The sequence below is a fragment of the bacterium genome, assembly GCA_041648665.1.
Taxonomy (GTDB): domain Bacteria; phylum UBA10199; class UBA10199; order 2-02-FULL-44-16; family JAAZCA01; genus JAFGMW01.
Map to the genome: position 1 here is coordinate 1 of JBAZOP010000098.1, position 10,767 is coordinate 10,767.

A 10,767-nucleotide genomic window follows, 5' to 3' on the forward strand; every position below is an offset into this window, starting at 1 on the left:
TGAACACGATGGGAAACTGGTACGCCGCTTCTCTCGCCAGCAGCACCGTCACCCGCGCGTTGGAATCCCCCGCTGCTGGTTCGGCAAGCTGCGCGCTGTGCGGAAGGATGAACAGCGCTTGCGTCGAGCGCATGATCGCCTGCGACACGCGCTCGTACTGCGCGAACGCTTGGTTGTACGCCTCCAGCCCGCCGCCGTCGCCTGCGTCGAGGAACGGCTGCGCGTACAACGGGTCAACGCTGCTCTGCCAGATGGCGAGTAGGTCAGCGATGGTGAAATACCCCGCCACCTCACACCACCGTCACGCGGTCAATGGTTGTGCGGATCGACTTGCCCAGGTCGGGCACAAGGTCGCCCGCCGGGTCCACGAGGCTGTCGTTGGTCGGAATGAGCCCGTCGTCGATGAAGCTCTTGAGGCACTCCAGCAACGCCGCGCGCAACAGGATGCCGTTCACCTCGCACTTGTTCACAGTGCCGAGGATGGCGGTGCGAATCTGCTCTTGCAGCATGTCCGTGTCCTTGCCCGCCTGGAACGTGAGGTGCAGTTGCACGTCCACGAGCTGCGTCATGCTCAGCACCGTGATGACCTGGATGCCCGCCGCGCGATACTCGTTAAGGTCAATCACGAGCCCAGCACCCGAACTGCCGTCCTCGTCTGCAACGTAGAGCTGAACTACGCGCGCGGGCTGTACGCTCGCGGTCAGCTCCTCCACGGCGCTCGCGCTTGCCACGCCCGCGGTGTCAATGGCTCCTTGCTCAATGGCTTTGAGCGTGCCCCGGCGAGCAGTCGTCCAGAAGTTCTTGGCGCGCGCCCGAAACGCCTCGTCCGTTTCCCGGTCGGCGGCGTACGCGGTCGCCTCCGGGTTCGTCACCATCAGCGTCTTGTCCCACAGCGGCCCGGGATCGGGGATGCTGACGATGGTGTCGGCTGCGGACTGGTTCAGCTTGCCCGCCTGCACGCTGCGCACGTTCGCGGTGGCCGACAAGCTCGTGGCAGCGAACGTCGCGAGCGTGGTCGTGACGAACTCGACGCCCGTGTCGTTCTGGAGCCGCGTCCCTACCGCAACCGCGCCCGCGCCTGCCGTCGTGGTGTAGCGGCTGAACTCGACCACGCCCAACGCGGGAGACGCGCCCTTGCGGATCATCTGGTAGCGGTCCCACACGAGCCGGTCCAGGTCTTCGCCGTCCGCGCCGTCGATGAGCAGCTTCGCGACGGCGGCGGTGAGCTGGTAGACAAGCTCGGCAGCGACCACCATGTTGGAGCCGACGAACAGGTTGATGTCCGAGCCGATGACATCGATCTGGTTCGGGTCGATCTTCGCTGCGCGCGTTCGGATGTACGTGCGCGCGACGGCAAGGAGATCAATTCTTGTAGGCAGGTCCATGGTGTCTCTCTACCCCAAGTTGAACGGCAACGTCACCGCCATGCTGCGCCCGTCTCGCATCTTGGCTTTGATGTAGTAGCCGACGACCGCTGGAGCGTTGTCGTAGGTCATCACCGTCACCGAGCACTCGGCGGTCTCGGGCTCCTGCAACCACTGCTCCTCGATGTCGGCGCGGATCGCCTCGCGCCGTTCTGCGTTGTTCGTCCGCTTCAGCTCGTCCATCACTCCGACGCCCCACTCGGGCGGGAGGAAAACGAACTTGCGCTTGCGGCAATAGGTGCGCCGCAATCCGCGCTTGCGGTAGCTGGTCACGCCTTCATCGAACGCATAGTCCCCGGTCGCGTCCACGTTGTAGCTGCCGAGCACCGCGCCGAGCGGGTTGGGTAGCGGGTCCATCGTAGCGGCGGGCGTCTGTGGTGATGCCATGTCGCGGTTCTTGAGCGCAAGGTCACGCGATTGGCTTTCCACCGTGCGCAGCAGCCCGGAGAACACCGCCGACGTGTAGCCAACGGTCAGGGGCAACCCGCTGACTGCACCGCGCAGCCCCACACACGCAGCGCGGTACTGGCACGGGTACGGACTGAAGGGCCGGTCCACCACAACGTCGAGGGACAACGCGTCCCCAGCAACGAGCCGCGCCTCGATCACCAGCACGGCGCGCACCGCGTTGCCGTCGAGCCCCGTGCCGCCCGCGACCAACGTCACGGTGTGGCGGGTGTCGTCGAGCGCGTCGTACAGCCCGCCTACCCCGTCCGAGTACGGGGCTTCGTTGAACGTGAGGCGCACGATGTTCTCAGCCACGGGCTGCGCCGACAGCAGGCGGAAATCCGCAAGCGGGCCACCACCCCACGGGGTGATTCCAATCGGTCCTATGCCCCAGCCAACTGTCGTCATGGGGGCATCATAGCACCGCGCATTATGGAACCATGAGCAAGCACAACGACATCCCCAAGTCCGCCGTGTATCTGTTCGTCCAGCAATTGTACCGAAACGAGGGTACAGCGTTTCCGCATTCGTGGCGAACGCTCAACCCGGCATTGCGTGCAACGCTATCACTGGCGATCACAACTGGGTTCCGATTCGCCCCAAACGACTTTGCAACTATCTACAACGATTTCGACGGCGATTACTGGTTCGGAGAGTTAAGGGAAAACCTTTACGCCGAAGCCTGCACGTCTGGCAACTTGTCCGCGTGCAAGTCGTTTGAGAACTGGATCAATCGGCGTCCCTACATGTGGAAAGGGAAACGCTTGTTCGTAGGAGCACTATTGGACTTCGGAAGTGTTCGGGGGGCAACTGTCACTTCGTTTTCCAGTGACGACAAAACCATCACCGCGTGCACACACAAGCCGTACGAATCAGGCAAGCCTTCGCGCATCGACAAGCGCGTTACCATCACCCGGGAAGAACTGAAGACCGGAGAGCTTTCCAACAAGGAAGTACGCAAAGCGCTCCAAGCAGTGCGTAGCCTCACCAAAGCCCTGCGTATAGCAGGGGTATACGGTATCACCACACAAGATGTTGAAAGCTGGAACCCGGGGCAGAAGTTGTTCGCTCGTAGGTGGGTAGAGAAGCACGAGAAAAATTACAACGAACCTCATCTGTCGTTTTTTCCCAAATCCTACTACTAGCCCACGCGTTAACCCGGGTTAACGCGCGCTAGACCTGGAGATAGCGAATCTCGACTTCCCACCCGGTGACCATCGGCGGTGTCGTCCCCGCCAATACGAGCGTCACACGCCCGTGCCCCGCGACGGTCGTCACGTTGTACTCGTCCTTGGGGATCTCCAAACCGTTGACGAAGAAGTGCGCGCACGTCTTGCCGATGTGCGTCACGTCGTGCACCGTGTCGAATACCGTCTGCCCATCTACGATTACCAACTGCTGCTCGCAGATCCAGGTGCCGATCGCCTTGATCGTCACCATGTCGGTGTACAGCCCAATGATCACGTCGAACCAGCGGTCCAGCTCCTCCGCCCACCCGCGCCAGTTGATGACGCCGCCGAGCCCCGCCGCCTGCGGCACGTTGTGCTCCAGCTTCTCACCGAACGCGGGCTTGCGCCGGGGTAGCTGGTACGACAGCGCCGCGAGCGCTGCCCCCGCGTAGAACGTGATCTCTGCCACGTCGTCGGCGGTAGCCCCGAGTCCACTGCCGCTGTCCACGCTCAGCCGCAGCTTGTACGTCCCGGTCAAGTCGATGGGAAGGATGTTGGTGGCAGCGCCGCCCGGGGCAGACAGGCCAGCGATGCTGTGCGAGACCGCCACGTAGTCGGTCGGCACGTCAAGCAGTTCCCACTGGTACGCGGTGTACGCTCCGCCGCTCGACGTGGCTACGACAGCGAAGCCGGTCGCGAAATCCTCGCGCGCCTGCCCCGGAACGCCCGCGGGAGCGCCTGCTTGGTTGAGCGTGATTTGAACAGCCATCGTGGTCTCCTGTCAGTCCGTGTCGCAGTCGTCGAACGCGCCCGCCGCGTAGTTGGGCATTCTACCACCGCTGAGCCCCGCGCTCAGCGGGTTAGTGAAGTCGCAGCTAAGCACGATGAACGGCCACGGGATGGTTGGAGGGAACGCGGGTATCGCAGGCAACGCGAAGCCGAACTTGAAGTTGAACTTCGGCGGGATGGCGAACCCGCAAATGGTCGCGCTGTTCAACGTGCCGCCAGAGAACCCAATACTCGCGCTCGCGCCTACGCACCCCATGTCAACCTCCCAGCAACCCGGCGCATCCAACACCAGGGAAGTTCTGCCCGGTCACAAGTGCGGGCGGTTTTGGGGTTTGCATCGCTGTCATGATCGCGGCGTTGATCGCTGGCGTGATCGGCAACGGCGGCGCAAGCGTCAACATCTGAGTCATTCCCGCGATGGCGGCAATACGGTTCGCGAAACCTACCGGGTTGAACGTTCCTTGTGGCGGCAGCGTGAGTACTACCATCAAGATGTTCACGAGCTGCTCCAGCGTCACGAGGTGCTCAACCGCACTCGCCCCGCACGCGCTCATTTCCAACGCTCCACTCGTCATCATGCTCGACGATCCACTGTCCGCGAGCTTGAACCCCGACGCCCCCGCCATCAGGTTCACCGACTTCTGGTCGGTGTCAATTGCGATCTGTAGATCACCGTCCTTGTTCTGCATCGCGCACCCGGTCGCGCCGAGCTGGAACACCGTGCCGTCCCCGTTGCGCAGCGTCAGGTTTCCCGTCTCGTCAATACCGATCATTGCGCCCGTCACTGCACTACGCATGATGAGCGCTGCGTCGCCTTCGATGAGGTACGAGCCGAGCTGGCGGCGGAAGCTGAACAGGTTGCCGTCCGTCTTCTGCCCCGCCACGTACTCGGGAAACACGTCCAGCTCATTGTTGAGCCGCCCCACGATGACCGGCACAGCGCGCGTGTCGCCTTCGGGCACGACCACCAGAACTTCGTCGCCCGCGAGGAACGGTGCCCACTCTCCCTCACCGTTGCCTGCAACGTGCCCCGCCACGCGGCAAGCCACAATCTGCCGATGCGGCTGAAGCACCACCCACACGGTCGGCCCCCACGGCGCATCGAACTCCACGCTCTTGTGATCGTCCGTCTCGGGTGCGACAAGCCCGTAGCTCACCCACACGCGCGGGTCCATGCCGGGGCGCGCAAGCGCCTCCGCGAGGATGTTCAAGTCCAGGTCTCCGAACGCGCCGATGCTCACGTGATCTCCTTGTCAAGCCGCACCTCGACGTAGTTGCTGCCCGTGAGCGAGATTGACACGCCGCTGTCAATGCTCCAGTCGAGCTTGAGCGCGCGCGTGCGGAACGTCGTCTGGAACCCACCCGCCATGTAGCTGTCCGCGTACGCCTTCGACATCGCTTCGTCGTGCCCCATCTCTACCAGCATCTGCACGATCTTCGTCTTCTGTATCGTGCTGTCCTCGTACAACCCAACGGTGGTGTGCCCCTGCGCCTCGCGCATCAGGTACGCATCGAACGAGTCACCGGGCAGCATGTCGAGGATGTCAGGGTCGTAGTTGTCGCCGCCGAAGCTCGCCATGTCCGTGGTCGTCACCTCCACGCTCAGCTCCTGGCGCGCGCTCTGCTCGTAGACGCTCTGCGCTATCACCTTCAGGTCGTCCTTGTTGGTGATTCCCTGCACACGCCACACCATGATCTTCTTATCCGCCGCACCGCCCGGCGCGGCCTGCGTCGTCACCCCGGGGAACCGCACGCTGATGGTCTGCTTCTTCCCGGGCAAGTACGCGGCCACCTCGATGTTCACAGGAGCGGCGGCGTTCAGCTTGCGCCCGAACTTCATCGTCCTGACGTTGTGCCCCCACACGAACGTCCGGTTCGGCAGCGGCATCCCGTTGATGCTGCGGCCCGCCCCGGTGTGCGGGTCGTTGGCGCGCGTGGCTCCCGCCTTGAGCACCGTGCGCGGCTTGGAGATGATGAGCGCGTTCTCCTCCATCAACAGCACACAACCCGCCGAACCAACCACGTCCGTCAGGTAGTCCATCACGCTCGACTTGTCGCTGCCCGTCTTGCTGCCCTTGTCCTGCCCCTTGTTCTTCAGGATGCCAGACAGCTTCGGCGCGTCCCCGTCGCCGCGCCATTCCACCCCGACGCCCGCGAACTGAGGGAAGTTCGACAGGTAGTTAGCAACCGCCTTGTCGAGCGTCAGCTTCGGGTCAACGTGAAGCTGCGGCGGGGACTGCTGGTCGATGAGCACGCTGCGCCCGTCACGGCACTCCAGCTTGACCATCGGCGTCCCGCTGTCCGAGAAGTTCACCTCCCAGGTGTCCACCCAGCCGCGCAGACGACGGTTGCTTCGCACGTTGCCGCGCTCGTCCACCGTGCTGTCGGGTATCATCGTCGGCACCGCCGCACCCGCTTCCGCCGCCGCTTCCTCCGCTGTGATGGTCCCCAGGTAGTAGTCGATTGCACAGCTTCGGATGCATCGAGGGTCGAACGGCGCATCGAGGAACGGAAGCTCCACGCCAAGCGTGTCCGCTTTGTCGATCCCGTTGCGCACGAAGTTCGCGCTCACCGGGATGATGCCCCACAGCTGGTGGGTGAACTTGTCGGCGCTCGCCGCCGCGATCTTGCTCCCGCCCTTCGGCAGCAGGATGTACCGGCGCGAGCCCGCGGGCGCGTCGGGGTCGAGCACGTACTCAAGCTCCTTGGTGTCCGTTCCACCCTTGCGAAGCGTCTGCCGCAGCCCTGGCGGCTTCGCACTGATGGTCTCCGCGAACTCCTCGAAACGCACGAGCAGCGTTACGCGGGCGCGCGGGTACCACTCCTGCACGGGGCGGTCGTTCGCCACGCTACACCCCGCCGCCCTGCCCGCTCAGCACGGGGACGATGAGAGTGCGCCGCCCGCCGATGCTGTGGCCCCCCGCGTCAGGCGGGCACGGGTAGCCGAGGTGGTTGGCTACCGCGATGTCGTACGCGTGGTCGGGCGTGCCGTAGTGCTTGTGGCTGATGCTCACCAGCGTCTCGCCCTGCTTGACCGCGTGCACGATCAGAACCGCCGCCGACTGCGGCGCGTCGCGGTTGTCCCCCGTTCCAGCACCGAGCGCTTCGCCCTTCGTGCGGTTGACAGTGAGACGGATGTCCTGGCACACCTTCGCGAGCACTTGGGACTGCCGGATGCCGCTGCCGAAGTAGCTTGCGTTGCGCACCACGTCTGCCGCGTTGCGCTTGACCGCGAGCATCTCGGGCGACTCGCGGCTCAGCGCGTCCGCTGTCGTGTTGCACAGCGCCAGCATGTTCTCCGTCTCGTTGAGCACGGTGTTCTGCAAGCTCGCCGGGATGTTGCGCGCTTGATTGACGAGCGCCCCGGCCTGCTGGATGTTCTTCGCGAACGAGCGGCACTGGCGGCAGAAGTTGCTCAGCATCTTGTTCGGGGCGTTGAGCAGCGCGCCGAGCTGCCCGAGCGTCATCTTCGGTGCGCCCTTGGGTAGCGTCGTGCGCCCGCCCACCATCAGCCGCGTCGGCTCCATGTTGGCGGCAAGCTCGGCCTCGACCACACCCGCATCGATCTCGCTCGTGAGCGACCCGTTGCGCACGCCCTGCACGCGCTTGTCTACCTTGCGCCCGCGGTTGACCCAGTCGAAGTGCGCCTTCCACGCCACGTCGGTCGTCTTGCCGTGCGCGTGGTCGAACTGCGTCATGCGTCCCTCGCGCACGATGTCGCGCCACTTGACGCGCACCCGCGCGCCCGTGAGGCACAGGCTCTCGAACACCTTGACCAGCGTTGCGGGCTCCACCACGCTCACGCCCTGCTCGCCGTTGCTGCCGACGTAGCAAGGGGACCGACCGAGCAGCGTGCGCTTCCACGTGCCCTCCCAGTCACCGGGGAGCACCTGACCGCCGAGCACCTGTTGTGACCCTTCCGGGTTGCCCGGGAACCACGTCACCGGGGCGTTCTGCTTCACGCCCCAGCTCGCCCCCACGTGCGGCAGCCCCGTGCCCCGCAGCGTGATGAGCCGACGCGCGCCCGCAAGCTCCTCGATGGTCACCTGATTGGCGACTTGGCGCTTGAGGTTTCCCGCGTTCGACAGGGTGATGGTCGTGACCGCCATGCTCGCACTCTACCACGGCACGCGTTAACCCGGGTTAACGCGGACGCGCATTATGCGTAATGCCGAATTTCGGTACACCCAATCACAAGGAGATAGAAAATGGATGAATCTGTGAAGATCGAGACCTGCGCGCGTGCGGCGCATGAAGCGAACCGCGCGTACTGTATAGCGCTCGGAGATACGTCGCAACCCGCTTGGGACGAAGCGCCGGACTGGCAGAAGTCCAGCGCTCGCAATGGTGTAGTCGGCGCGCTGAACGGCAACACCCCGGAGCAGTCACACGAGGGATGGATGGCTGAAAAGTTGGCCGGGGGTTGGAAGTACGGCCCGGTGAAGGATCCGGCGAAGAAGGAGCATCCCTGCTTCGTGCCGTACGCCGAGTTGCCGCCCGAACAACGCGCGAAAGACAGTATCTTCCTCGCCGTTGTGAGAGCTTTGGCTCAAGCGCTTTAGAATCCACCGAACGGCCCGCTCACCCGCGCGTTCACACGCGCCAGCGCCGCCTTCGTCACGCCAGCCTTGAACACCATCATGATCCGGTCGGGGTCCGCATCACGGAACTCCTGTTTAACGTTGATAGTCGAGCCGGATGCGTTGACGTTGATACTCGGCTTGCTCATACCCTCCAAGCTCTTTCCCCCTTTGACCAACTTCTTAGCTTGCGCGCCAGCTTCTGCCGTCATCTTCCCGCCCGCGATCATCGCGTCGATCAGATCACCAAACCCCCTTCCTACGTCCACACCAGACTTTGCCAACGCGAATTGCAATGCGTTGCTGTGGCTCAAAATGTTCCCGATTAACTCGAACCGCCCCTTGTCTGTACTGTTCATCGCCATTTCCAATGAGGCGTTGAACTCCTTGACCATCGAGGCCGCTTGCTCTTGGGTTTGTTCGTCGATTCCGTACCGAACGTCCTTCTTGCTTAGCTCTGCAAACCCAACACCCTCCGGCATACGTTCGGTCTTGGAGGTGAACCGCCCCTCTACCTTTTGCCCGAACGCCCCCAACCCCAGGCTCTTCGCAAAGCTCTGCAGCTCGGCAAAGCGCTTGGCTTCCTCCTCGGCGGTGCGCGTTCGCTTGTCCAGTTCCTCGTTTGTCTTCCGTAGCGCCCCGGTGCGCCGTTCCTCTGCCAAGGTGGAGTCGTACAGCACCACAGCTTCTTCCGTGAGCGCCCCAGTCAAACCAAACAACGCCCCCCCAACGGCCCCCATCCCACCAGCCAACTTCCCACCCAATGCAGCACCGCCCAACACGTCACCAACGATACCCGCTCCGCCTGCTGACCCTTCTCCCGCGTGACCGCGTGCGACGTTGAAATAGCCACCCCCGCCCATCTGCGCCATTCGGGTGAACGTGTCCTTGTGGTCAATCAAGAACTTCCCCGCCCCCATCAGCGTGTCCGCCACGGTGCCCATGCTTCGCGCGATGCCCTCCCAGTTTTCGTTGATGAGCACGAAGGCGTCCTTCACCTTGTCCCCGGCGTACTTGAACGCGAGCGTCGCCTTCTCCCCAACCTTCTCCGCGAACGCTTCCAGCTCGTGGCGGTGCGCCGTCATCTGCTTGCGCAGCTCCTGCACCATCGGCGTCAGGCCCTTGAAGATCGGCATGCCAACGATCTCGTAGAGCTGCCCGCGCATCTCCTTGAGCGATTGCATCGACTCGCCGAACGTGAGCGGCACGTCCTTCATCTTCTTCGCCATGCGCGTGATGGCTTGCTCCGCTATCGCCATCATCTTGTCGGGGGCCATCTTCTGCATCTCTTTGGCAACCTGTCGCGCGTTGCCCTTGAGCAGCCCAGTCGAGGCAATCATCTGCACGATGGGGTTACGCGCACGCGCGACGCCCATCTCGATCTGCTCGAACCCCTGCGTGATGCTCGCGAGCCCGCCGGGGGCGATGCGCGCCGCCTGCACCATCGTCCCCATGAATTCCTGCACTTCGTCCGTGCTCTTGTTGGTGCGGCTCGCTATGTCGTTGAAGCTCTCGATCACCGCGTCGCTACTCGCCCCCGCGTCGATGGCGAGGTTCTGAAGCTCCTCCTGCAACCCGTTCGCCTGCTCGCGGATTTCCTTGTACCCGCGCCCGCCCTTGTCCGTCATCATCAGCGCGCTCGCCACCGCCTTCTGCTGCTTGCCCAGCTCCATCCCGGCTTCCAGCGCCTCGTGGTAGATGCCGGTCAGCGTTCCACCGAACCCCGCGAGGTGAACGCCGAGCGCCGTGCTTGCTGTCTCCGTTGCGAACTTCTTGAGGCTGCTTCCAACCTTGTTGACCTTCTTGTCCAGCGCGTTGAACGACTTCTGGATGCGCCCGATGCTTTCGCCAGCCTTGTCGTTGACAACTAGGTCCGCCGCAACTTCGGTATTGTGTCCCATGGTTCAGAAGTCCTCCGCGAACGATTGGATGGGGGCTTCGGAGCGGTCCAGCTCGTGCAGCGCCCGGTACAGGTCGTGGAAGTGGACAACCTCCACGTCCTCCCATCCTAGCAGTTCGCCGGGATGGCCGAGCCTCGCGTAGCGCGCGAGCTGCATGAGCTTCTTGATCCGCCCGTCGATGGCGTCCCGGGGGTTGGTACGCAGCGCGAACGTCTGCACGGGTATCGACCCGAGCCACTCGGACGGCATCAGCCACTCAAGCGCCGCGTCTGTCAGACGGCATCCCGGACTTCGATGCAGTTCTCGAAAAAATCCCGCCGCTCCTCCGCTGTCAGGCTGTGCGTCTCAAGGAACACTCGCACGACGAGCGCGCGGCACTTGAGCCCGATCTGCTCCCAGAAGATGTCGGGGTCGGCCTCGCGGCACTCCTTCGTGTGGTCGGCGGGTAGCAGCTCGG

The 10,767-nt window shown here is 63.7% G+C and carries 13 protein-coding genes; 2 read left to right on the top strand and 11 right to left on the bottom strand.

Annotated elements, in window-relative coordinates; translation table 11 throughout:
• From WC683_17335 to WC683_17345, 3 genes are all read right to left on the bottom strand, one after another.
• Nucleotides 1–289 (bottom strand): hypothetical protein (locus tag WC683_17335; GenBank protein MFA4974372.1); only part of this gene is annotated, 289 nt, incomplete at its 3' end.
• 1 nt (nt 290) lies between these two features.
• The gene (locus tag WC683_17340; protein MFA4974373.1) at nt 291–1,385 is read right to left on the bottom strand and encodes a baseplate J/gp47 family protein; all 1,095 of its coding nucleotides are present in this window, start codon (nt 1,383–1,385) and stop codon (nt 291–293) included.
• Nucleotides 1,386–1,394: 9 nt separating this feature from the next.
• Entirely contained in the window at nt 1,395–2,279 is an 885-nt protein-coding gene (locus WC683_17345; GenBank protein ID MFA4974374.1) for a hypothetical protein, read from the bottom strand.
• Between the two features lie 32 nt (nt 2,280–2,311).
• Between WC683_17345 and WC683_17350 the strand changes: the two genes are divergently transcribed.
• Nucleotides 2,312–3,016 (top strand): hypothetical protein, encoded by a 705-nt coding sequence (locus tag WC683_17350; protein MFA4974375.1) that lies wholly within the window; start codon nt 2,312–2,314, stop codon nt 3,014–3,016.
• Between the two features lie 28 nt (nt 3,017–3,044).
• Here the strand turns inward: WC683_17350 and WC683_17355 are convergent, their stop codons facing one another.
• The 5 genes from WC683_17355 to WC683_17375 are packed head-to-tail and all read right to left on the bottom strand — an operon-like array spanning nt 3,045 to nt 7,938.
• A complete protein-coding gene (locus WC683_17355; GenBank protein MFA4974376.1) occupies nt 3,045–3,809 on the bottom strand; it encodes a hypothetical protein in 765 nt (254 codons plus the stop codon).
• A 12-nt stretch (nt 3,810–3,821) separates the two neighbouring features.
• Nucleotides 3,822–4,085, bottom strand: coding sequence for a hypothetical protein (locus WC683_17360; GenBank protein ID MFA4974377.1), 264 nt, complete (start codon nt 4,083–4,085; stop codon nt 3,822–3,824).
• 1 nt (nt 4,086) lies between these two features.
• Nucleotides 4,087–5,070, bottom strand: a complete 984-nt coding sequence (locus tag WC683_17365; GenBank protein ID MFA4974378.1) for a hypothetical protein — start codon at nt 5,068–5,070, stop codon at nt 4,087–4,089.
• On the bottom strand, nt 5,067–6,677 hold the full coding sequence (locus tag WC683_17370; GenBank protein MFA4974379.1) for a hypothetical protein: 1,611 nt from the start codon (nt 6,675–6,677) through the stop codon (nt 5,067–5,069). The genes WC683_17365 and WC683_17370 overlap by 4 nt, the downstream gene beginning before the upstream one ends.
• A gap of 1 nt (nt 6,678) precedes the next feature.
• Nucleotides 6,679–7,938, bottom strand: coding sequence for a hypothetical protein (locus tag WC683_17375; protein MFA4974380.1), 1,260 nt, complete (start codon nt 7,936–7,938; stop codon nt 6,679–6,681).
• A gap of 99 nt (nt 7,939–8,037) precedes the next feature.
• Here WC683_17375 and WC683_17380 point away from each other — a divergent pair, with 99 nt between their 5' ends.
• Nucleotides 8,038–8,391: a RyR domain-containing protein gene (locus tag WC683_17380; GenBank protein ID MFA4974381.1), complete on the top strand. Its 354-nt coding sequence runs from the start codon at nt 8,038–8,040 to the stop codon at nt 8,389–8,391.
• Here WC683_17380 and WC683_17385 read toward each other — a convergent pair.
• The 3 genes from WC683_17385 to WC683_17395 all read right to left on the bottom strand — a co-directional run.
• A complete protein-coding gene (locus WC683_17385) occupies nt 8,388–10,310 on the bottom strand; it encodes a hypothetical protein (protein ID MFA4974382.1) in 1,923 nt (640 codons plus the stop codon). The two genes, WC683_17380 and WC683_17385, sit on opposite strands and share 4 nt — an antisense overlap.
• Before the next feature lie 3 nt (nt 10,311–10,313).
• Nucleotides 10,314–10,559: a hypothetical protein gene (locus WC683_17390; GenBank protein ID MFA4974383.1), complete on the bottom strand. Its 246-nt coding sequence runs from the start codon at nt 10,557–10,559 to the stop codon at nt 10,314–10,316.
• A 23-nt stretch (nt 10,560–10,582) separates the two neighbouring features.
• Nucleotides 10,583–10,767: hypothetical protein (locus tag WC683_17395; protein ID MFA4974384.1), on the bottom strand; the 185-nt coding region annotated here is incomplete at its 5' end.